We start from the raw sequence: 21,209 nt of genomic DNA, 5'->3' as shown, positions 1-21,209 counted from the left end.
CTTAAGAGATAGATAGACTCAAAGTTACACCCATGTCGAATAGTTATTTATTAAGTTTCTCGTATTTCTTATGAAGCGCTTTATTCTCATTGGCCTCATTTTTCCATTTAGCAACTTCGGCTGAATAGGCTTGAGCTTTTTTCTTCCACTCACCTCTATCAGTCTGAGCTAATTTTTCTTTTTCATCGATTGATTTTTCAAGACTTTGAGCAGCCTTTTTTTGATTAAGCCATTCTTCTTTTTCTTTTGAAATGGTCTCAAGCTTGGTTTTATATGCCAGAAGATTCTCATCACGTTTTTTGATGTTTTTATTTACCTGATCCATCTTAACTTGAAGTTGCTCAATTTGTTTTTTCTCTGTGTCAATTGTCACTTTCTCTTTTTTAACTAACTCTTGAATTTGCAATTCTTGTTTGCCCATTGTTAATACATTTTGATCTGCTTTTTTACTATTTTCACGAATTTGATTACGTTGCTCTGAAAGTGTTTTTAAATTATCGTCGATAGTTTTTAAATTTTGCTCTGCAGTCTTTTGATTCTTTTCATAGTTTTCTTTATTTTTCTCACTATTCACAGCATTGGTATTCATTTGCTCAAGTTGACTTTTAACCTCTTGGCTCCAAGCAGCGCGTGTAAAAAACAATATAATACTTAATGAGACAAAAAATTTCACCATAACCATAAACTACTCCTTTTTAGCCTGCACAGCACTATTGGCTTGGCAGTTATTCTTTAATGACGATCTGTAATTTCCAATTTCATCTTCCCAAAATTCACCGTCGAAATCCCAATTCATACCTGTGGGTTTTCGACTTTCACTCAATTTGCTTGGCCCCCCGACTTTTCCACCAGCAACTTGATACCTAATATTTTCGCCACTATCTGCATAGATTTCATACTTAATAAGTTCATTATTATCTAAGTTCTTTTTTAAATCGCGAATGAGTTGTGTAAAATTTTGTTTTAAAATTTTACCAGCTTGCACTCGAATTTCATTTTTTGATTTTGCAATACGCTCTTGAGCAACTGGCGCTAGGCGTTCAATCCCCGTCAAACTTTCTTTAAGAGTTAACACTTTAAATTCATAAATAGATAGAAAGTCTTCAAGATTAGTGAGTTCAAAGCGCCAAGCTTCTGATTGACGAGGGGCACTTGGAGTATTCTTAATCTTTTTAATTTTTTGTTGTATTTGAGCAATCTTAGTAATGGTAGCATTGCGTCTAGCCAAAAGATTTATTTTATCTTTTTCAATTAGCCTTTTAACGAACGCATAACCACCATGCTCATCAATAAGTTGATTTATACTATCTTGTGCGTTTAAAAAATCTCTTTGACGAGCTACCTCGCGAAGTGCCTGATAGGGTACATTATCAACATTCATACTAGATTTGCCCTGAAGATATGTAGCAACAGTTTGATATACCTTCTTTAAATCACTTTTCTTATTGTACTCTTCCATCTTAGCCAGCCAAGGAAGATACTTGTGCTCAAGATAAGCAAGTGACTTATATGCATCTGCATATTGGCAAATATTTAAATAGCCAATAGAACGCACGACATAACTTTCATGCTTAAACACCGATTCAAAATAAGGTGAATGTATGGAATGCATATTGCCAATGGCACCAGCTGCATCTTTATACTGAAGTTGCGCCCAAGCCTGCTCAGTAAGTGCTTGCATCCATACAGGATGGTCTTTCGGAACTTTTCTAAATGCCTCTAATGAATCTTTGTACTTTCCTTTTTGAAATGCAACGCGACCAGTATTTACCTGAATAAGAGCTAGAATATCTTTATTTGTATTCTTACGAATAAGTTCAGCGGCAATTTCATTCTGACGTTTTAATGAAGCATCTAATTTACCAACAACGTATTCAGCTACTGATGCGATATATTGAGCTTTATAATAATGAACATTCTTTGGCTGAACTTTCTGAGCATGATCAAGCGCTTTTTCTGGCTGATCTTTTTTGATAAAATATTTCGCTAACAAATAGTGCACGTCAGATATTTTATCTGCTGGGTATAACTTCACATCTTTTACAGATAAAATCGCCTCAGCCACATCATTCTCATGTTGAAGTTGAATCTCTTCAACACTCGCTGCGATGGCTGCCGCTGTGTAACGAACATCATTTGCTCTAATAATTTTTAAAAGATAATGCAAAGCTTCCGAAGGCAAGCGCATTTCATGAAGACAAAGCCCCAGGTAAAACCTACTACTTTCTTTTACTTGATAATTTTCAGAATTAGTCAGGTCTGAAAATATTCCTGAAGCAATATGACACTGATCTTTTTTTTCAAAAAGTATCATGGCACGAAGCATTTTTAACTCTTCTTCATTGAGCTTATTAACTGGCATTTCTACGACTTGAAATTCAGAATCAAGTTTATATACTAGCTTATCGATTTTTTCAGAAGTTACTTTCTCTTTTTCAGTAAGAATGGGGATGTCAATTACTACTTGATCTTTTGCCAAAATAACTGACTCGCCAAGTTCTTGTTTAAATTTTAGATCTGACAAAAGTTCGGGCGAATCAAGTGCTTTGATATCGGTAAATTTGACTAATGGTAAGGGCTCAACGACAAATTCTTTAAGTGTATCTGAATCTAAAACAGCTTCACTTCCGATATTTAGCTCTGGTATCTTTTTGATTTTCAAAGCCAATACACGGGCTTTAAACTTTTTAAATTCAAATACGGGCACATTATTACGCCCTAAAATTAGATTTTCATCTTTAAATGGAACTCCTTTGGTAGCAACCTTCACTACCTGCAAGACTTTCACTTGTTCAACAGCCTTTTTCATACTGACTTTTGCCGCTTCAAAACTAGCAATGGAGCGTGCTGATGAATCAATTTCTGTATCAGCAGATTTCACAATTGAATTCACAATAGGAGATTTATTAAACCAACTGTTCATTTTATTAGTCACTTTAGCCTTTAAAGTATTCCATGACCATACTGACTTTATTTGAGGCGATTCAATTTTTACTGTTTGGGCGTGATCTGACAAATTGCCTTCATGATCCATCATGCGGGCTTGAACCACAGATGAAGCCATTATACTCACAATAATGAAACCAATTAAATTACCCATGCACTTCCCCGTACCCTTCTACATTTATTGAAAGATCGTCACACCCAACATAATTGAACCGTAGTACGTCGATTTACTTTGCACTTCTGTTTGAAGATCTGCTTTATAAATCTTCTCTTGGTAAAAATGATTACGAAGATCTAAGCGAAGTGCAAAGTGTTCAGAGATGAATACTTGCTGTGCAAAATCCAGTGACAATGTTATTGGCGTTTGTGCTCTTGCAGCTGAATTAGAAACAGTAGTCGCAAATGTATTTGAATTCATAAAACTAACACCCAAACCTGGAGAAAGAGACATATCAAAATAAAATATCTTTTTTTCAAGTAAGCTTAGTTTTGCATAAACTGGAATCCAATTATAAGAAACCCCGATAAAACCTGAGTGAATATTATAATCAGGTTGCACAGCAAATCGATTGGTAAAATAACTCGTTGTACTCGAAGGAGTCGAAGCAGTTTTCCACCCTGTCACCTCAACACCCTCTCGTTCGGTAAAATAATAGTTCAACGCCACACCGTAGTTCCAGGACGTGTTAAATGAATCAGTTAATAAGGGCCCAGTTGTAGGTGTAACAGAAAACTTTTTTGCTTTAGTATACAGACGGTTTTGAACAACATTGAATTCAGTATCTTTTGCTGTCCAATACTTATTTTCAAGATCACTGATATCGATCTTTTTCTCAGCATTACCCGGAGAAGACGTCGCCGAAGTGGCCTTATCAGTTTCAGCGGGTGCTGAATCTTTTAGAGCACTATCACTTTTCTTAGAACTTCCACGATCATACTTATTAGTTCGAGCCTCTGTGGACTCACATACAAGTACGAGTAAAAGACACACAAGTGTGCCTAATATATTGAGAGTACGCATATATCCTCCAATGCTCTATGACTCTTACTGAACGCTCTTAAATAAGAACGGGTAAGAGACAAGAACTTTTGTCCCGCCTTTTGGCTTAGGGAACTTCCATGTGGCGATGCGCCTCAAAATACATTCCTCTACCATCGCGTTTTTTAAAGTTGTTTGACCAATGGATTGCGTGTCAACAAGTCCACCAGCATCAATACTAAATTTAATTTTTACTTTTCCATAAAGATCAGGGCTTGCAGAGAGTTGTCGCTCATAACAGTAGCGAATCTGCCCTAAATGTTCTCGTATTACTGCAGCAATGACTTCACGATCAAGTCCACCTTCTACTATTGATTCTTCATCGTCGATTCCAACCTCACCATTACCGACACTACCGGTACCTAACCCTGTGCCAGCTTTGTATCCACCTGTGCCGCCACCCTTGCCTCCGGTGCCAATGGCGCCCATTTTAAAACCTTTATTATTTCCTGTGATGCCTTGCTTGTTATCGATAACACTGGAGGGTGCGATTCCACCCATTTGCGACGGTATACTCGCATCTGCTTGTGGAGTTCCCGCAAGAACAGCAATGAGTTTTGCATTGGCTGCTGCACGAGAAGCAATTTTACTAATCACTGATTGCAAACCTGCTTTACGTAATGAGCTCACAGCTTTATTAACCTGAGCCTTTGCACCTTTTTGGCCTTCAGACAAACTGCCGTTGCCAGCACCAGTACCTGTTTGAGTTTTCACACCATGACTGACAAGTTGTTTACGTTTTTGATTAAGCACTTTGCTGTCAAAAATCATGCGTGTATAAACATTATCTTTTGGTTTTTCGAGTTCTTTTTTAGGCATCGGTATGCCAATCAGAAAAACAAAAAACAACAGTATAGCCAAAAAGGTTCCCTGCATCGGGCGTTTAAGATGCGGATCAATCGTAAAATTTTCTTTTTCAATGACCTTAGGTATTGGCAAATTAAACTGTGAGATTTCAACATTATCTAATGACTTATAAGGAATCAGCTCCGAAGCATTTTGGGTTGTAGTTAATATACGACCGCGCCACTTCATAACTGATAACTTGTGATTACCTTGAAGATCTTGTTGATCAGTGAAGATTTCACGGCGTTTCTTTTGAAGATTAAACTCCAAATTATTTTCACCGATTTGTAGAACGCATTTCTCAGTAATCATATGTTCGACAAAGGGCTTTCCATCGATTTTTACGTCTGGCTGACTCCCAAGATCTACGATAAACCATCCTTGAGGACGTCTTTCAATCATGCACACAACACCTGAGATACCCTTTGTAAGCAATCGAATGTCAGAACCCCGCGCAGTACCAATCATACGCTCAGGGCCACGAAATTGATGAACGCGCACCTGACGGCCTTTTACCGTATGTCGCACCATCAAGGGCATTCTAATTTTCAATGCATGCATGACTTCATCCTCATTTTAGGTAGTCAATACTAGCTTTAATATTCTTATCAAAATGCTCACGTATTTTGTAGAGTGGTATAAAATCAACTGAGCGTTTTTGTACTAAATAGGCGCCATCAGGATTTCGACCTTTACCATCAACGGTGTCGCCATCAAAATCAACTGATTGGGTTTTTCTCATAATGACAGTTTTTTTATTCTCAGCAATTGCTGAGGAATTAAAAACTTGAACTATGAAAATAATCATTACTAAGTACTTCATTTAATCTGACTTCCTTTCTCGTCGGAGGCTGCCAGAGTTCTCTTTTCTTGAGTGCTGAGTTCTAATTCTTTGATCTTTGCATCAAGTGAAATTTCACTATTTTTAGTAATGCGACCACTTTGAATGAGGCCGTGTAATTTTCTGTAAGCACTTAATGCTTTGGGAATATCGTGCAAGACAGTTTCATAGATTTCACCAATGCGAGCTAAATACAAGCCGTCGTTTGAATAAGAATCAGCAAGTCTTGAGTAGGCATCTAGGGCCCCTTGAACATTATTTTCTCTCAACTGACTTTCAGCCAGACCAGAAAGCGCTATTGGATGTCTCGGAATTATTTTTAATACCGCATAAAAATGTTTTGAAGCAGCGGTATAATCTTGATCACGATAATAAATTTGCCCTAAGAAAAGATGCGCTGGAACAATGGAAGAATCAAGCTCAGTACTTTTCTCAAAACTGGCAACTGCTGCACCGTATTCTTTTTTATCCCATAAAACTTGCGCTCTTAGATAATGTAAAATCCCAACTTCATGAGCACGCTTCATTGCAAGTTCGCTCATCCATAGAGCTCGCTCAAGCTCACCGCGTTCACGAGCAACACTCGCTAAGAAATACGGCCCCCATGGCCCTGCTGGTTCTCGAGTAGAGAGTTCATTTCCAATTTCTTCAGCCATTGCAAATTGACGTGTCTTCATACAGCTATCAGCTACTTCGATAGCTTGTTTCCAATTCCATTGAGCCTTAATTTTACCAGCATTTTTAGTGCAAAGATCTGATTTTACCTCAGCCATGGTAATGGATTGAATTGATTTTTTGTAAACATATGCCGCTTCAGATACCCTTGCATCGTATTGTGGCTGCGTCTGAGTTGATGAACAACCCGTCATTAAAATCTGTACAGCCAATAATGCAAAAACCAAAACTAAGTACTTCATTTAGTTCACCATCGGTAAAACGTTTTCAGGCGTTGTTAAATCTATAGCTATGCGGCTGGAGACTGCTCGGCGCGACAAACGATTGAGTTCCATTTGAATATTTCCAATACTTCCATCTCGAAGTTTAATATCTTTGGCTTGTTTAAGTGCTATCTGTAAAGTTTCAGCATTTTTCTCTTCAATAGGCATGGCCATATTGTCGAGCTCTTGATAAAATTTCTTTTTATCAGCATCTGGTGCATCAACTGGGGCTTCAATTGAATGAATGGCAATGGAGAATTTTTCATAACATTTTGCTAATCGAATAAGTGCTTCAACAGCTGTGGGTCTATCGCCAAAACTAATAACTTCTTGATAGGCCTTTTGCGCGTTATCTAATTTTTCTGTTTTAATTTGAAGAACATAACTGAGTCGCTCAGGTCTAGCCTTTACACCAACCATATCAAATTCTGCTTCTAATATTTTGCCTTGAATCAAACGGGCCTGAGCCAAAGCGTATGTTGAAACTTTGCCATCATTCTTCATGCTTACAACTTGTTTTGCTAACTTAAATGCTTTCTCACTATTTTTCTCAACATTGTATGCATGCAAAACTAACTTTAACAGAGCAAGACTTGCCTGTGGCTGAACTCTAAGTTCGATAAGTTGCTCAAATATTTTGCGCGATTTATCCCATTTATTAAAACGCTCGTTGTAACCAGCGAGCCGTTCTAATGCGATTTTACCTTCTATTTTATTACCAGCCTTCAAAGAAAGTTGATGATAAATCTGAACAGCTTTATCCCACTCATTATTAAGCGCTTTATAATCTGCACCTGTGAGAAGATAAGCTAATCTTTTTTCTGTATCCCAATCAGCAAGGCGAATAAGCATTTGCCCAGCGGGCCCAAGCTGAGCTTGCGCTTCATAAAGAGTTACCAGTGCTCGAGCAAGTTCAAGTTTGTAAGTGGATTGTGGATAATCTTTAATTACTCGCTCTCCAAGTTTTGAAGCCTGAAGTAAATCGCCAGCCAAATTAGCAGAACGCACAGCATTGTATAGCGCTCTATCAGCTAGGACTGATTTTGGATCTCCATTTACAAAATTAATATAACCTTTTACCGCTTCTTGATACTTACCCTTAGATTCAAGATCTTGAATTACAATAAATGATGCCTGCTGGTATATCTTCATAAACTCAGCCTTCATCGGCGCATCGAGTGTAAGTTTTTGTACAAACAAAAAACTCTCATCGCGCAATTGACTGTATTTTTTCTGGATATTAAGAATATCTAAATATAAATGCGCAGCTTTTCTACCGCGCTCTGAATTGTTGTAACCCAGTGCAAGATCTTTGAGCTGAGGCGCAGCTTCTTCGTAACGACCTTTATCATAAGCAATAAACGCCTTTTTGAATTTTACATCGGTGAGAAACTGGCCTTTAGGATTAAGCGATATATAATCATGTGCTAAGATTGCAAATAAACGCTCATCAGAATCAGACCATTTATCGCCCACTGCTTTTTCAACACTCACTAGTGCTGCGTATGAAGAGTCGTGACGAAGTTTGAGATCTTTGGTGATATATGCAACTTTTGAATACTGAGAACTTGCACGACGGTAATCATTTTGTTGAAATAAGAGCTCAGCGTAACTGAAACGAGTTTTGTCTTCATCACTAATTTTTTGTTCATTCTTTAACAATGATTCATAGGAACGTGCTGTAAGATGCGCTAGTTCAGCGTTTGGTGATTTCTTATAATCCTTATGCCATTTGCTTGCGTATTTTTTGCCTGTTTGCTCAAGATGTTCCCAGCATGATTTTTGAATTTCAATTTTTTGAAGTTTTGACCATTTGCTTTTTTCTTGGCAAATATCTGATAGCGTTTCTAAATGGACCACTGCTTTTGTTCGTTGTTTTGTAATTTCAAAACTTTCAATAAGATCTCGATGTATCTCAGGTCGCTCGGGTGTACCCGGCACAGTATCAAGAAGATCTATAAATACAATTTCAAGATGCCCATGACGTGAATGACGTTGATATATTTTACCAAGCTTTAATAACAGATTACCGGCTTTATCATCTCCACCTTGTTTTCGAAAGTAACTCACAGCCTCAGTAGGTTTTTTTACGTCTTCAAAAAATACGACCATATCATCAAGCGCTTCTCGCGTGAGATCAAGACGACTCCTCGTCTCTTCTGAAGGTAAAAGCTTTGAATAAGAAACAACTTCTTCTAATACACTTAGGCCCTCTGCTGTACGACGCAGGCTGTACAGTGCCCATGCCGCTTTATAAAGGCCGTATGGATAAACTCGTGAATCGTTAAACTGTCTAATTTTTTGAAATTCATCAAATGCCGCTTGAAATGACTTTGAATTAAAAAGTGATTCACCAATTGCTAGATGACAATCTGGAACTAACGCTGACTCAGCAAAGTCTGTAATCACTTTACGATAACGAATCAATGCTTGCTTTTCTTCACCAATCATTTGGCGCGCAAATGCATTGTTAAATAAAACAAGATCCATATCGCGATAATGGGTAAAACGTTTTTCAATTAAGTCATATACACCTACTGCTTTGGTGATCCAACCACGACTTGATGCCGATTTAGTTTCTTTTGGCGTGAAGTGTACGATTTGTGAATTATCTCTATGGATTTCAAAAAACCGGGCTGTTTTAGCGCGTCTCATATAAAGCTCTGCTAATCGAAAATTAAGAGAGGCTTCGAGGGCGGTGCCTTTATATTTTTGTAAAAGCTTTGTGAGTTGCCGTAATGCTTTTTCATCATTGCTATTAATAAGCAGCTCAGTTTTTAGCGATTTAATCTCATTACCTACTTCATCGCCGATATTTAATTTTAGTTCTTCATTTAGGTTAGTAGATTTATTTTGCGCGTAAGCAAAGTCGTAGCCACTGACAAGACTTAGAGCCAGGAGAGTAATTAGAATTGTAGGCAAGCGAAACAAAAGTCTCATCGCCGTCCCTTACTGCTGCGCTACTACAGCGAATTTAAAATCGCTATAACCGGCTATAGTAGCTGTGTACATTACCTTTTTGATCAGCTGATAATTCAAAGATTGATCAGCCTGAAATACTATTTTTCCATCAAACGTTACATTCTCATTTTGCTTAGCAATATTTTTTGATTTTTGCGCCAGTGTATTAAGCGCTTCAAACAACGGCTTAATAAAACGAGTATCAGAAGCGTCAGTTGCACTCTTAGGTAGTTGTCCGTTTTCAAAAACTACAATTGATTTATCATCAACATAAATTCCGTCTTTAGACACAGCCAATTTAAGCGCTTCTACAGGTGATACGGTTGCGGTTGATGAAGGAAGTCGAAGATCTTTCATAGGAGCCATATCAACGACGCTTGATGAATAGCTCTTTAATAAGAAAACAAGAATAATAGTGAACATATCGATCATACTTGTGATCTGAAGCGCAAATGTTCCACTTTGATTTTGCCTTAATGCTCTTACTGCAGCATTCATACTCTTACCCCATCACATTGGACAAAATTACGTCCGGAAACAAAAGTGGTGACTCAGTTTTATCAATCATGATCTTTGGATCATTTTTTTCAATACTTCGAGATGCATCCATGGCTTGAACGATTGATTTATAATCAACGCTGTCATCTGGATTAAGCTCAACTCTGAAAACTTTTGGAAATCTCTGCTTAACTTCAACTAGTTTTTTATGTAACCCAACATAGTCAAAATCAGATCCAATTTTACCTACTGATAATCGCGTGTTACGACCCCGCTCATCTTTTACATCAATGGCAAAACCAAGTTTGTTTTCCATTTTAATGCTGATTGCAACTTCTCGCTTTGTTTGTGCACGATCATCCGCAAGTGCTTGCGACACTGGAACTGGCAATGGAACATCGATGAGCATAATCTGCATAAAAGAAACTGAAAGCATCATGAAAGGAATAATTGAAACAAACATATCCATCATCGGAGCCAAATTTAGCTCAAATGTCGCATGTGCTGCATTGTCTCTAAAACGTGATATGCGCATATCTACTCCTTAAGCCGATTTACGTTTAGCTGAGCTATTGCCTACTTTAGATACAGGAGGAATTGTTTCTCCTGGTGCAAAGGCTGCGTTTTCGTCATAAGCGTGGTAATTTCTAGACATCAAAAGATCAACTACCTTGGCACTCACACCAATAATATCTTCTAACATCTTGTTTTGGCGCGCTTGCAAAAAGCTGTAAATAATCATCACAGGAATGGCAACGAGTAGACCAAGAGCTGTGGTATTCATAGAAATTGAAATACCTTGCGCAAGTAATGTTTGCTTTTGTACCGGGTCAGCAAAACTTACAGCTTGGAATGATTGAATCAAACCGTGAATTGTACCCAAGAGACCAATGAGTGTCGCAACGTTGGCCACCATAACCAGATAACCCATACGTTGAGTGATCAAAGGTACAATTTCCATTGTAGAAATATCTTGAGCGTTTTTAATGCTCTCATCATCACGGTCTGAGCGTTCAAGAATCTGCTTAACTACTTTTGGGAGCAGAGCTTGGCCTTGTGCTGAACAAAATGCAATCGCCTCTTCAATGCGATCGCCAACAATCATGGCTTTAATTTGCGCCAAGAAAGCGTCTGTTTTTAAGCCGTATCTAAAGTAAAGAGCTTGGACTCTTTCATAGATAATTGCACCAGAGAAACCAGCTAACAACAACATGCTGTATACTGCTACTCCACCGTCAATAATAAATTTTCCAAACTCGCTAAACATAACTTCTCCCTTAGCCTGGCCTATGCTCTAGCCTTTTTTGGTTTATATGAAATTTGAACTTTTGCATTAGCTGGAGGTATAGAACTCCCGTGAAATGTTATCGTGTATCCACGTGAATCGTAGGTCCAACCATTGCTAGGATCATTTGCAATTAATTTTCCATTTATAAAAATACGAATTGTCTCTACATCTGCATCAGATGCTAGATGGTATTGTGTGAGTACTTCAGTGATGCGCGCTTTGATATTTGCACTTGCTTGGATGAGATCAGGTGAGCATATCGATTCAATAATTCCATTACTCGCATCAGATAAACCTACGTAACGATAACCTGGTGATGCAAATTGATTAAGTGAAGTGCACTGCTGACTTAATTCTTTTACAACAATACTACTTGCAAGCCAGCCACGTGACCCACCAATAAATAAAGGTTTTTTCTGATCAAGAAGCTCAATATAGTACTGTGTGTTGTTAGCACTTGCATCTTCTTCGTCAGTTAGGAAAATAACAGCAAGTAATGCTTCTTTTCTCCAAAATCCAGAATTTTCACCGGCAAGTTTTGAATCACTAATGGCAAAAGCCATAGCCTCTAATCCACGGCTGAGATCACTACCTCGAGTACCCTGTGAAATATTTCGAATAAATGCGTTGCGAAGATCAGGAGTTGATTTTGTAAGTACATTTGGTGAACCCACAAAACTTCCCCTTGCACCGCTACCACTCATATCCATCGTTGTAACTGCTATGCGAAAATCAAAACCACTTGTAACCAAGTAATCGATGAATGGTAAAAGCTGTTGTGAGAGTTGGGTTTGTTTTGTTCCCATGGAGCCAGAGTTATCAACAACAAGAAGCATGTCGACTTGAGTATTGTAAGTAACAACTTGTCCAAATGATTCAGTCTGTTCATTAAGACCAAACTGCGCAGGTGTTCCACAAGCAGTGCTAAAAAGAAGCCCAACCACAGTTAAAACTGCAGGTAAGTACTTTAGCTTTTGAATATGTAAACCCCTCAACACTTGTCCCCCACGAAGCAAAACAAAGCTTCGCACTTAACAATTTATGTGTGGTCGGAGTGTACATACTGCAAATGACCGCTATTTTACTGTGACAGCTTATGCCACAGCATGAACCGTTTTTAACTCTTCTTTATGAAGCTTTTGTATATTGATAAATTTAATTCCATAAACAAGAGGCGTATTTTTATCTTTAATGCCTTTGACGTATCTCTTGCTTACTACTTCACATAATACATTAAATGATTTTGAATGTGGCCCGGGTTTAAAATGCAAATAAACATTTTGACCAGGCAATACCATGGCGTTTTCCATGATGATTCCAGCACCACCATCACTAACCTCAATGCTATGGCCTTTCCATACGCGTGAGTTATCATGAATAATCACGGGGCATTCATAAGGTGAACGTGTGTGTTTACGTCTAAAAAATATTTCGCTAGCCTCAATTACACTCATGCTTTTGATTATCGTGCGAATATGCTCAGGTTGAAAATCTGCAACTTCAGCGATACGCATCCATGACGCCATTCCTTGATGCCAAATGTAGTCAAATTCAAATAAAATTTTCTGCTGAAGCATTTTGATCATGCCTGAATAGAGATATGGCCCGTGACGATCTTTGCCTTTAAGCACAAACCATTCATCACCACTGATACTTAAAGGTAATATTGCAGCAACTTGATCTGCGGAAACTGAAGTTTCACTAACCTGTATTTTAGATACTGGTGATTCAGTGTTTTTTGTATTTTCCATGAGCTTCTGAGTATTTGAGTATTTTGCGTATTCAGTATGTTGACTAATAGGAATCCATTCATCTTTATCACCAAGATAAATATGATCTGTAGTTTTTAATTCAGATGTAGAAACCTTTTGGAATATGGATTCCATATCTAAAGGCCCAATGTTTTGGCCACCATTATTGATAAAAAACTTCTTCATAAAACTCCTGAAAAAGTAATCCCTATATATTAAGGCTACACTTATCTTTGGTGCTAGTCAAACGCACCTATCCCACATTCATTCAGAGCGAGCATTCTTTTGGCTGTCAAAAACTTCGTCAATAAAACTTAAATTAATCTGACATACCATTTTGCTACAAAACTCTATCGGCCGAACGACCGGAAACATGAGAATTTTTATTGAAAGAAATTTGAGTTAAATTGTCGAGAAATTGCACACTAATTGCGTAACACTAGATAACCCGCGACTCTCATTACCGTTGAGAAAATAACCAGTAAATGATTCTCGCTCTACTAATGAAATACGCTTTGGCAAAAGTAGATAGTAATATGCTCCGCGCTGTCTATAGGGGGGTAAAATTAAATCGATAAAATTCTTTAAAGCGTGGATTTCGAAGATTGTAACCGGATTCAGCATTAGCGATTTTTTGATATAAATTTAAACCACGCTCACCTTTTATAGCCACATCCGTAAGACTACTTGAAGTTAATGTGTAGTGAGCTGTGATTTGCAATTGCGGGCTTTTACTGCTTTTAGTGCATACAAATCGAAATGTATCACTGGTAGCATCATTAGAACTAAACCCATAAGATGGAATGAGTAAGATCCCAAACAGAACCATTCTTATTTGTTTTTTGTTTATCATGTCCCGATAAGTTTTTTGCGAAGATGAGTGCTAAAAGCATCAAGACTCATTACCAACACCAAAATGACTAACACAACAGTGCAGGTTCTTTGATACTGGAATAGCTTCATATAACTTTGGAGCAAGAATCCGATACCACCGGCTCCAACGACTCCGAGAACAACAGCGGATCTGATATTTAATTCAAAGCGAAATAAGAAGTAAGTTATGAAATAAGGAATGACTTGAGGAATAACAGCCCAACGAATCATCGAAAGTCTGCCGGCACCCACACTTTCAACAGCCTCGATTGGCCCCTTATCAACGGTTTCAATCGCTTCATAGAAAAGTTTTCCGAGCATTCCGATTGAGTGAATAGCTAATGCTAATGTGCCGGCAAAAGGCCCCAGCCCTACTGCTCCTGCGAAAAACAATGCCAATATAACAGCATCAATGGCACGGTCAGCGTTGAGTAGAAATCTTGTGGCTGCGACAATAGATTTGCCGGTCTTAGTTTGAGGCATCACATTTGATGCCGCCATAAAACCCAGGGGTATTGAAATAATAGTCGCTATCACTGTACCCACAAATGCCAATTGTATTGTTACGACTACTTCGTCAAAAACTTGTTTTGCAATTTCCATATCCGGAGGAAACATTCCGGTGATGAAATCCCAGAGCTGAGAGCGATTAGCCCATAAAATCGCAAGATCAAACTCGACTGCACGAGCAGACCAAAGAAATAAAGCCGTGCCTGAAATAATAATGAAATATTTTAGAGTCATAAAACGTTCAAATATATGAGATTCAGCGTGCTCTTGAAGTTCTTTATTTCCAACAGTTCTTTTTTCAGCTGAAGGCAATGGTGGGATAGTTGTGTCAGTCATAGATGAGCCTCAACTTTTCATCGGTTAACCCATCAATAGGACCATCATAGATGAGGCGCCCCGCTTTAAGACCAATAATTCTAGTCGCATATTTTTTTGCTAACTCTAGAACGTGAATATTAACGATTACTGTAATTTTCTTTTTCTCATTAAATAATTTTAGAAGATCAAGCACCACTTCACTTAGTTTTGGATCAAGACTTGCCATCGGTTCATCTGCCAAAATAATTTTAGGATCTTGTACTAGGGCACGAGCAATAGCGACTCTTTGTTGTTGCCCGCCAGAAAGTTGATCTGCACGAGAATTAAATCGACCATCAAGCCCCACTTCTTGCAAATAATGACGGGCAAGATTTTTATCTTCATCAGTAAATAGACCCATGCTTCCACCAACGTCACCATGATACCCAAGGCGCCCGATCAAAACATTTTCCATAACTGTGAGACTTTTTACTAAATTAAACTGCTGAAAAATAAATCCGATATGCCTGCGTAATTTTTTAATCTCATAAAGTGAAGCTTCTCTGACTTTACAACCCAATACTTCAAGTTTTCCATCAGTGGGAAGTATTGTTCCATTCACTTGCCTTAAAAAAGTACTTTTCCCCGCACCACTACGCCCGATGATTGCTACAAACTCACCCTGCTCAATTTTTACGTTAAGCGCATCTAGGCCTTTTGTACCATCGGGATATTGCTTAGAAAGGTTTTGAGCCAGGATCATTTTTTCTTTCCACCGATATCAATTTTAATCACGTCTGCAGCCTTACGAAGAGGTTCAAAATCTTCTGACTTTGCTTCGATGAGTGAATCAATGCGGTAAAGATCTTTTAGTGCTTTTTTACCTTCTTCTGTTGTCTCAAGAGATTTAACGGCTTCCATTACCTTAGCTACAACTTCAGGATGTGCTTTGTTGAAATTATCAGTTGTTGCAAACGTATCATTTGGAATCGGCTGTGAAACATACACTGTTCTGATTTTTTCTTTATACTCTGGCTTTGCGTTTGTGAGCATTGTCCATGAACCTGTTAATCCCTCAGGTTCATTTGTAAAAGTAGCTCCTGCATCAACTGAGCCCATGATTACTCCAAGAACTACTGAATCATGGCCGCCTGCGAATACTTGTTTTTTAAAAAACTTATCAGCATCTATGCCGTCGTTAAGAAGTGATGCCTTAGGAACGATGTAACCGCTTGCACTTGCGGGGTCAACCCAGGCAATGTTTTTACCTTTTAGATCTTCAATTTTTCGAAAGGGTTTATCACTACGTGTGATAATTGCTGAGTAGAAATATGGTTTTCCATGTCTTACTGATTTTAAGAGAACCTTGGCTCCTGCATGTTTTTCAGCAAGTACGAATCCGAAAGAGGCTAACCATCCAAACTGAACAGTGCCACCCTTCATTGATTCGATGAGGGCAGTGTAATCACTGGCAACATATGTTTTAATTTTAATGCCTGTTTTTTTAAAAATTATATCTGCTATTACTTTACCGTTTGTATTAACAGTTTCGGCGTTTTCAGCCGGTGTAAAACCCATTGTATAAATAACTTCGTCAGATTTTTTGGTACAAGCCGTAAGACCCAATGCTACACATATTAAAAGAAGAAGTGATTTCTGCACAATGACCCCTTTATTTGTTGAAGCAAATTCTGGACTTTTCTACCAACAAAGACTTTGCAAATCGAGAACAAAGAAGTTACTTCCTCTAAGAATGAGTAAAAGACCTGCAATTCTTAACGAAATCCTAAAGGAAGCCGTTACCCTCAAATCATCTGGTACAAGGCTTAAAGCCATCTTTGATCTCGACAGCACTCTCTTTGACGTGAGTCCGAGGATCACGAAAATTTTACATGCTTTTGCTGAACTACCCGAAATCAAAGCCAAATACCGGAAGGAATCTGAATTATTATTAACAGTGAAGCCTCATCCAGAAGACTATGGTGTCAAACGAACACTAGCTCGCTACGGGTTTTCCTTGTCTCCATCAGCCGAATTCGCCCAACAGCTTGTTGATTATTGGAAGAAGTATTTTTTTGGCAGTGATTACTTGTTTCATGATGTGCCCTACGAGGGTGCCGTAGGATTTGTGAATGATCTCCATAATGCTGGGGCTGATATTTATTATCTCACAGGGCGCGATGTGCCTCGCATGCAAACAGGCTCTGTGGCGTCTTTAAAGCAATGGGGTTTTCCACTGAACGAAGATCATGCAAATTTAATTTTAAAACCCAGTACAGGAATTGAAGATTATAATTTTAAAAAAGAATTCTTCATGAAGATGGATAAAACCGACGGAAGTGTTTGGTTTTTTGAAAATGAGCCTATCAATATTCGATTGGTTTTGGAAAATTGCCCACATATTAAATTAGTCTACGTAGATACCGTTCATTCTGAATCAGAAGCTCCACCCCCGCCTCAGGTTTTACGTATTAAAGGATACTCTACTTAAGGGAAGTTTATTTCACGTGTGCAAGTGCTACATAAATCGAAGCAATACAAAGCGAGTGGGTGAATTCGCCGACTTTAATCATATTTAGTGTTTCATCAATCGTCGCTGTGAATACATCTATGTCTTCATACGGATCAAGATTTTGATCTTGTGTTTTCTCACAACCCAAAGCGAGAAAAGTCCATAGTTTGTTACTCTGAATTGCAGGATTCGGATATTGCGCTAATATGAGTTTCATTTCACTGGGCACATAACCTGTTTCTTCAACCAATTCACGCCTTGCAGCTGTTTCAGGAGTTTCGTTTGTGCGCGGATCCATAGCGCCACCAGGAATTTCAATGCATGTTTGATCAATGGGGTAACGAAACTGTTTTATTAAAATTAATTCACCTTTTGTTGTGAGGGCAACGATATTTACCCAATCTACAAAATCTAAAATATAGTAGCGCGGACACACTTTTCCGTTAGGCAACCTTGCTTCTTCGCAACGAAGTCTAAAAAAAGACGTTTTAAGTAGCTCTTGAGAGCTGATTTTGACCCATTTCTTATCATTTGCTGACATCGAGGTTCACTTTAAGTGGATGTTAGTTTAGGATCAAGCCCTTAAGCGTAAAAACATTGAACGGATATATATTAATGCAACCAACACTTGAAAATATAAAAGCTCAAACGCCTACCAGCAAAAGGGCTCCGGGTGATTATGAACTTACACCTGAGCGACTTGAACGCCGTATTTTTAAAGCTGTTGGTCAAGCCATCGTTGATTTTAATATGATCGAAGAAGGCGATAAAATCATGGTGGCCGTGAGTGGTGGAAAAGACTCATGGGTTATGCTTTCGGTTTTAAATGATTTAAAAAAACGCGCTCCTGTAAATTTCGATATTATCGCCGTAAATCTAGATCAAGGCTACGAAGGTTATGAAACTCATATCATCGAAGATTATCTTGAAAAACACGGCATCAGTTATCATATGGCTGCAAAAAATATTAATAAAATTGTACAAGAAAAAAACCAAGGCGGTTCTACGTGGTGCTCAATGTGCAGTCGATTACGCCGCGGAAGTCTCTATGGCCTCGCTGAAGAATTAAAATGTAATAAAATTGCACTAGGACACCACCAAGATGACATGATTGAAACTTTACTTTTAAATGCTTTTTTTATTGGGCGTTTAGGAGCAATGGCGCCAAAACTTCAAGCCGATGATGGTAAAAACGTTGTCATCAGACCACTCATTTATGTTTTAGAGGAAGAGATTAAACAATACACACGGCAAAAAAACTTTCCAGTTGTCTGTTGTCAATGCCCGCTCATGTGCGGAGAAACAGTTCACGGTGATTACAAACGTCGACGTGTGAAAGAACTTATCAGGCAATTAGAAAAAGAAATCCCGGATATTAGAAACTCTTTACTCGCCAGTCTTAAAAACGTCAAAGCTTCACATCTACTTGATAAAAGCATGTGGAAGTTTGAATGAGCCTCGTTGTAGTAAGCACTCCCATCGGAAATTATGAAGACATCACTTTACGCGCCATTAAAACTCTAAAAAATGCCGACGTTATAATTTGTGAAGAACTTAAACCCGCTCGCATATTACTCAAACGCCTTGAGATTGGCGAAAAAGAACTTTTTCAACTCAATGAACACTCACAAGAAAAAGATTTACCCGAACTCGTTGAACTATGCCGCTCCAAAAATGTGGCACTCATTTCTGATTGTGGAACTCCAGGTTTTTGTGACCCAGGAGCAAAACTTGTAGAGGCTTGTGCAAAAAATAAAATAACGATCGATGTAAACCCGGGTGCCTCAAGTTTGATGAGTTTATTCGCACTTTCTGGTGTTGAGCTTAATGAATTTCATTTTGTAGGTTTTTTACCCGCTGAAAAAGAAGCTCGACATAAAAAAATAGCAACGCTGAAAAATCTAAGATCCCCCTTTGTGATCATGGATACACCTTATCGATTACAAGCAACGCTTAATGAATTAGCTGTGGATTTCGGCTCACGCCTTGGCGTTTTAGGTTTAGATTTAACAGGGGAAAAACATCAAGTGATGCGCGCACGCATTTCAGAACTAGCCAGCCGCACATTGGGTAAGACCCCATTTGTACTCTTAGTTGTATAAGACATACCTAAAATGCAGAGCTTAAAACTCAACCTGCAAGGAGTATGGTCTTAATACCCATAGCTAGCGCACCTGCTAGGGCGAGTGCCGTTAGAAATGTGAGTACTCGTACAGTCCTATTGATTTTCACAATTGTATGTTGGTTCATATAGTTTAAAGATCATTGACCTTTGATGTGATGGCAACATAAAACTAAATCACAGGCACTGAGCTCGACCAAAGTTCAGTAGTTTATACCCGCATTCGGCGCGTGGCTCAGCCTGGTAGAGCACTTGCTTCGGGAGCAAGGGGTCGCTGGTTCGAATCCAGTCGCGCCGACCATCTTCGATCTCTTCGGTACCCGGTACCTTTTTCGTTAGCACTGCGTCAGCAAAGTTCGGTTTCGAGCCAATTACCCTAGAAGGCTGCTTAATTGGGTTGTTTTATGCCCCAAATATACGGTATAATTGGGTCATAGATTAACCCAAATAGGAGGCCTAAATGGGTCATAAATATATATGGCAACAGCCTGAGTGGCCGGCTTTAAAATGGCAAAGTGATAAGCTTTTAGAACTCTTGGGAAGGGCACGAAAAGCTCAAGGTAAAATTATCGCTCAAGCTGACTTCATAGGCCTTGAGGAGCAAGCCAAGATTTTGGTTGAAGAAGCCTTCACTACTTCTGCCATCGAAGGCGAAAAGCTAGATCGAAATTCAATCCGCTCCTCTGTGGCAAGACGATTGGGGTTACCTACTGCGGGATTACCCCCATCCCAAAGAAATATAGATGGCCTCGTCAATATGCTCACCGATGCGGTGAGTGGTAATGAAAAACCATTGAATGAAAAAAGACTTTTTGGATGGCATACCGCTTTATTTCCGACAGGCTATTCAGATCTGGAGGAGATCGCTGTTGGAAAGTGGCGAAAAGGTAAAGAGCCCATGCAGGTGGTTTCTGGGCCCATGGGAAAAAGAAAAGTCCACTATGAGGCTCCGCCTTCGACCCAAATGAATAGCCAAATAAAAGGTTTATTGAAGTGGTGGAATAATCCACCTCCGTTAGATGGAATCATTCGCGCAGGTCTTGCTCACTTTTGGTTTGTAACGATACATCCATTTGAAGATGGTAATGGCCGGATCGCACGTGCTTTGACAGATATGGCTTTAGCGCAAGATGAAAAGACGGGTCGCAGACTTTACAGTTTATCTTCTCAAATAAGTAAAGAGCGTGACGATTACTATGACGTTCTTGAGAAAAGCCAAAAAGATACATGTGATGTAACAAGGTGGCTAGAATGGTTTTTAGAAATGTTTATTCGAGCGATTGATAACTCACAAGACATCGTAAGCAAAGCCATGATGATTGCAAGATTTTGGCAAACTCACACACAGGCAGATTTAAATGAACGACAACTAAAAGTTGTAAATCGTTTGCTTGAAGCAGGTCGAGACGGTTTTGAAGGCGGAATGACTAATCGAAAGTATGTGAGTTTAAATAAAGTAAGCCGAGAAATTGCAAAACGTGATTTGGCTGATCTTGAAAAGCGCGGCATCCTACAGCGTAACGATGGTGGCGGTCGGTCTATTAGCTACTCGTTGAAATGGTGAAGGCATCTTGTTTACATTAATGAAAAGCTCAAGACTGACCATCAACGCAGGAGCGTCCTCAAGCTCTGCTGCCATCTGGAAAGTAGGGTCTCCTTTTGAGTACTTAAGTGCTCAAAACATTTAGCCATTTTGTTGACTGTCAATCATTCTTTTGAGATTTTTGGAGCGTTTTGAAGGCGTAAATACGCGAAATGTCCATCAAGAAAAAGCCTAAAACCAAAAC

The 21,209-nt window shown here is 38.8% G+C and carries 21 protein-coding genes and 1 tRNA gene; 5 read left to right on the top strand and 17 right to left on the bottom strand.

Annotated elements, in window-relative coordinates:
- Nucleotides 1-43 precede the first annotated feature (43 nt).
- The 16 genes from SGI74_08585 to SGI74_08510 all read right to left on the bottom strand — a co-directional run bounded on the left by SGI74_08585 (nt 44) and on the right by SGI74_08510 (nt 16,450).
- Nucleotides 44-682, bottom strand: coding sequence for a hypothetical protein (locus tag SGI74_08585; GenBank protein ID MDZ4677552.1), 639 nt, complete (start codon nt 680-682; stop codon nt 44-46).
- 3 nt (nt 683-685) lie between these two features.
- Nucleotides 686-3,100 (bottom strand): hypothetical protein, encoded by a 2,415-nt coding sequence (locus SGI74_08580; GenBank protein ID MDZ4677551.1) that lies wholly within the window; start codon nt 3,098-3,100, stop codon nt 686-688.
- A gap of 24 nt (nt 3,101-3,124) precedes the next feature.
- Nucleotides 3,125-3,967, bottom strand: a complete 843-nt coding sequence (locus SGI74_08575; protein ID MDZ4677550.1) for an outer membrane beta-barrel domain-containing protein — start codon at nt 3,965-3,967, stop codon at nt 3,125-3,127.
- A 24-nt stretch (nt 3,968-3,991) separates the two neighbouring features.
- Nucleotides 3,992-5,392, bottom strand: coding sequence for an AgmX/PglI C-terminal domain-containing protein (locus tag SGI74_08570; GenBank protein MDZ4677549.1), 1,401 nt, complete (start codon nt 5,390-5,392; stop codon nt 3,992-3,994).
- Between the two features lie 10 nt (nt 5,393-5,402).
- Nucleotides 5,403-5,654 carry a hypothetical protein gene (locus SGI74_08565; protein MDZ4677548.1) on the bottom strand — a complete coding sequence of 84 codons (252 nt, stop codon included), beginning with the start codon at nt 5,652-5,654 and terminating at the stop codon, nt 5,403-5,405.
- The gene (locus SGI74_08560; protein MDZ4677547.1) at nt 5,651-6,589 is read right to left on the bottom strand and encodes a tetratricopeptide repeat protein; all 939 of its coding nucleotides are present in this window, start codon (nt 6,587-6,589) and stop codon (nt 5,651-5,653) included. Before SGI74_08560 ends, SGI74_08565 begins: the two co-directional genes overlap by 4 nt.
- Nucleotides 6,590-9,550, bottom strand: coding sequence for a hypothetical protein (locus tag SGI74_08555; GenBank protein MDZ4677546.1), 2,961 nt, complete (start codon nt 9,548-9,550; stop codon nt 6,590-6,592). It lies immediately after the preceding gene.
- Between the two features lie 9 nt (nt 9,551-9,559).
- Nucleotides 9,560-10,069: a biopolymer transporter ExbD gene (locus SGI74_08550; GenBank protein MDZ4677545.1), complete on the bottom strand. Its 510-nt coding sequence runs from the start codon at nt 10,067-10,069 to the stop codon at nt 9,560-9,562.
- Nucleotides 10,070-10,073: 4 nt separating this feature from the next.
- Complete coding sequence (locus SGI74_08545) at nt 10,074-10,604, bottom strand: biopolymer transporter ExbD (protein ID MDZ4677544.1); 531 nt, start codon at nt 10,602-10,604, stop codon at nt 10,074-10,076.
- 9 nt (nt 10,605-10,613) lie between these two features.
- A complete protein-coding gene (locus tag SGI74_08540) occupies nt 10,614-11,336 on the bottom strand; it encodes a MotA/TolQ/ExbB proton channel family protein (protein MDZ4677543.1) in 723 nt (240 codons plus the stop codon).
- Between the two features lie 20 nt (nt 11,337-11,356).
- Complete coding sequence (locus SGI74_08535; GenBank protein MDZ4677542.1) at nt 11,357-12,355, bottom strand: VWA domain-containing protein; 999 nt, start codon at nt 12,353-12,355, stop codon at nt 11,357-11,359.
- A 96-nt stretch (nt 12,356-12,451) separates the two neighbouring features.
- Entirely contained in the window at nt 12,452-13,294 is an 843-nt protein-coding gene (locus SGI74_08530; GenBank protein ID MDZ4677541.1) for a GYF domain-containing protein, read from the bottom strand.
- Between the two features lie 364 nt (nt 13,295-13,658).
- Complete coding sequence (locus SGI74_08525) at nt 13,659-13,961, bottom strand: hypothetical protein (protein MDZ4677540.1); 303 nt, start codon at nt 13,959-13,961, stop codon at nt 13,659-13,661.
- Nucleotides 13,958-14,827: a phosphonate ABC transporter, permease protein PhnE gene (phnE, locus tag SGI74_08520; protein ID MDZ4677539.1), complete on the bottom strand. Its 870-nt coding sequence runs from the start codon at nt 14,825-14,827 to the stop codon at nt 13,958-13,960. The genes SGI74_08525 and phnE overlap by 4 nt, the downstream gene beginning before the upstream one ends.
- On the bottom strand, nt 14,820-15,551 hold the full coding sequence (gene phnC, locus SGI74_08515; GenBank protein MDZ4677538.1) for a phosphonate ABC transporter ATP-binding protein: 732 nt from the start codon (nt 15,549-15,551) through the stop codon (nt 14,820-14,822). The genes phnE and phnC overlap by 8 nt, the downstream gene beginning before the upstream one ends.
- A complete protein-coding gene (locus SGI74_08510) occupies nt 15,548-16,450 on the bottom strand; it encodes a phosphate/phosphite/phosphonate ABC transporter substrate-binding protein (GenBank protein ID MDZ4677537.1) in 903 nt (300 codons plus the stop codon). The genes phnC and SGI74_08510 overlap by 4 nt, the downstream gene beginning before the upstream one ends.
- Before the next feature lie 91 nt (nt 16,451-16,541).
- On the opposite strand from SGI74_08510, the gene SGI74_08505 reads away from it, so the two are divergent.
- Nucleotides 16,542-17,279 (top strand): HAD family hydrolase, encoded by a 738-nt coding sequence (locus tag SGI74_08505; GenBank protein MDZ4677536.1) that lies wholly within the window; start codon nt 16,542-16,544, stop codon nt 17,277-17,279.
- A gap of 7 nt (nt 17,280-17,286) precedes the next feature.
- Here SGI74_08505 and SGI74_08500 read toward each other — a convergent pair whose 3' ends face one another.
- Nucleotides 17,287-17,841, bottom strand: coding sequence for an NUDIX hydrolase (locus SGI74_08500; protein ID MDZ4677535.1), 555 nt, complete (start codon nt 17,839-17,841; stop codon nt 17,287-17,289).
- Between the two features lie 74 nt (nt 17,842-17,915).
- Here SGI74_08500 and ttcA point away from each other — a divergent pair, with 74 nt between their 5' ends.
- The 4 genes from ttcA (at nt 17,916) to SGI74_08480 (ending at nt 20,986) form a co-directional block, all read left to right on the top strand.
- A complete protein-coding gene (gene ttcA, locus SGI74_08495; GenBank protein MDZ4677534.1) occupies nt 17,916-18,755 on the top strand; it encodes a tRNA 2-thiocytidine(32) synthetase TtcA in 840 nt (279 codons plus the stop codon).
- Nucleotides 18,752-19,402: an SAM-dependent methyltransferase gene (locus SGI74_08490; protein MDZ4677533.1), complete on the top strand. Its 651-nt coding sequence runs from the start codon at nt 18,752-18,754 to the stop codon at nt 19,400-19,402. The genes ttcA and SGI74_08490 overlap by 4 nt, the downstream gene beginning before the upstream one ends.
- Before the next feature lie 244 nt (nt 19,403-19,646).
- Nucleotides 19,647-19,723: transfer RNA gene (locus tag SGI74_08485), tRNA-Pro, on the top strand.
- A gap of 159 nt (nt 19,724-19,882) precedes the next feature.
- Nucleotides 19,883-20,986: a Fic family protein gene (locus tag SGI74_08480; protein ID MDZ4677532.1), complete on the top strand. Its 1,104-nt coding sequence runs from the start codon at nt 19,883-19,885 to the stop codon at nt 20,984-20,986.
- Nucleotides 20,987-21,209 lie beyond the last annotated feature (223 nt).

This window comes from Oligoflexia bacterium, from assembly GCA_034439615.1.
Classification (GTDB): Bacteria; Bdellovibrionota; Bdellovibrionia; order JABDDW01; family JABDDW01; genus JAWXAT01.
This window is presented reverse-complemented; position numbering and strand designations above follow the sequence as displayed.

What these genes read in the sequence shown, in the direction of transcription:
- SGI74_08585 (MDZ4677552.1), bottom strand. Translation starts at nt 682, where the DNA reads ATGGTTATGGTGAAATTTTTTGTCTCATTAAGTATTATATTGTTTTTT.
- SGI74_08580 (MDZ4677551.1), bottom strand. Translation starts at nt 3,100, where the DNA reads ATGGGTAATTTAATTGGTTTCATTATTGTGAGTATAATGGCTTCATCT.
- SGI74_08575 (MDZ4677550.1), bottom strand. Translation starts at nt 3,967, where the DNA reads ATGCGTACTCTCAATATATTAGGCACACTTGTGTGTCTTTTACTCGTA.
- SGI74_08570 (MDZ4677549.1), bottom strand. Translation starts at nt 5,392, where the DNA reads ATGCATGCATTGAAAATTAGAATGCCCTTGATGGTGCGACATACGGTA.
- SGI74_08565 (MDZ4677548.1), bottom strand. Translation starts at nt 5,654, where the DNA reads ATGAAGTACTTAGTAATGATTATTTTCATAGTTCAAGTTTTTAATTCC.
- SGI74_08560 (MDZ4677547.1), bottom strand. Translation starts at nt 6,589, where the DNA reads ATGAAGTACTTAGTTTTGGTTTTTGCATTATTGGCTGTACAGATTTTA.
- SGI74_08555 (MDZ4677546.1), bottom strand. Translation starts at nt 9,550, where the DNA reads ATGAGACTTTTGTTTCGCTTGCCTACAATTCTAATTACTCTCCTGGCT.
- SGI74_08550 (MDZ4677545.1), bottom strand. Translation starts at nt 10,069, where the DNA reads ATGAATGCTGCAGTAAGAGCATTAAGGCAAAATCAAAGTGGAACATTT.
- SGI74_08545 (MDZ4677544.1), bottom strand. Translation starts at nt 10,604, where the DNA reads ATGCGCATATCACGTTTTAGAGACAATGCAGCACATGCGACATTTGAG.
- SGI74_08540 (MDZ4677543.1), bottom strand. Translation starts at nt 11,336, where the DNA reads ATGTTTAGCGAGTTTGGAAAATTTATTATTGACGGTGGAGTAGCAGTA.
- SGI74_08530 (MDZ4677541.1), bottom strand. Translation starts at nt 13,294, where the DNA reads ATGAAGAAGTTTTTTATCAATAATGGTGGCCAAAACATTGGGCCTTTA.
- SGI74_08525 (MDZ4677540.1), bottom strand. Translation starts at nt 13,961, where the DNA reads ATGATAAACAAAAAACAAATAAGAATGGTTCTGTTTGGGATCTTACTC.
- phnE (MDZ4677539.1), bottom strand. Translation starts at nt 14,827, where the DNA reads ATGACTGACACAACTATCCCACCATTGCCTTCAGCTGAAAAAAGAACT.
- phnC (MDZ4677538.1), bottom strand. Translation starts at nt 15,551, where the DNA reads ATGATCCTGGCTCAAAACCTTTCTAAGCAATATCCCGATGGTACAAAA.
- SGI74_08505 (MDZ4677536.1), top strand. Translation starts at nt 16,542, where the DNA reads ATGAGTAAAAGACCTGCAATTCTTAACGAAATCCTAAAGGAAGCCGTT.
- SGI74_08500 (MDZ4677535.1), bottom strand. Translation starts at nt 17,841, where the DNA reads ATGTCAGCAAATGATAAGAAATGGGTCAAAATCAGCTCTCAAGAGCTA.
- ttcA (MDZ4677534.1), top strand. Translation starts at nt 17,916, where the DNA reads ATGCAACCAACACTTGAAAATATAAAAGCTCAAACGCCTACCAGCAAA.
- SGI74_08490 (MDZ4677533.1), top strand. Translation starts at nt 18,752, where the DNA reads ATGAGCCTCGTTGTAGTAAGCACTCCCATCGGAAATTATGAAGACATC.
- SGI74_08480 (MDZ4677532.1), top strand. Translation starts at nt 19,883, where the DNA reads ATGGGTCATAAATATATATGGCAACAGCCTGAGTGGCCGGCTTTAAAA.